Consider the following 660-nt stretch of genomic DNA (forward strand, 5'->3'; position numbering starts at 1 on the left):
AGTTTACCTAATAAAACGAAACGCTCTGCTGCATTGCGCAGTTCTCGGACATTTCCCGGCCAATCGTGAGCCATTAGCTGAGCCAAATCTTGTGCTGAAAGACTTGGCGAACTTTTACCATAGCGCGACGCCGCGACTAAAAGAAAATGATGGAAAAGGGCAGGGATGTCTTCCTTGCGTTCACGTAAGGGAGGCAAATCTAGCGTAACCACGTTGAGGCGGTAGTAGAGGTCTTGACGAAATGTGCCTTGTTCCGCCGCACGTTTAAGATCCACTTTCGTTGCCGCGACAACGCGAATGTCGAGAGGTAAAAGTTCGTTTGAGCCAACGCGTTCAATCACGCGCTCTTGCAGGACGCGCAACAAACGAATTTGTGCCTGAATCGGCATCGATTCGATTTCATCTAAGAAGAGTGTGCCGCCCTGCGCAAATTCAAACTTACCAATACGCCGACTTTCTGCACCAGTAAATGCGCCTTTTTCGTGACCATAGAGTTCGCTTTCAATTAAGTTTTCTGGCACCGCGCCACAGTTCACCGCCACAAAGTTATTGTTTCTACGAGAACTTTGTTCGTGCAGTGAGCGGGCGATAAGCTCTTTACCTGTACCTGTTTCGCCAAACAGCAGAATATCGGCATCTGTATCAGCAATGTGGGTGATG

At 48.8% G+C, this 660-nt stretch carries 1 protein-coding gene; it reads right to left on the reverse strand.

Annotation, left to right across the window (positions count from 1 at the left end; all coding sequences use genetic code 11):
• A partial coding sequence (locus R7190_RS28025; RefSeq protein ID WP_318137942.1) for a sigma-54 dependent transcriptional regulator occupies positions 1–660 on the reverse strand: 660 nt, incomplete at both ends.

This window comes from Vibrio sp. 1078-1 (assembly GCF_033340475.1).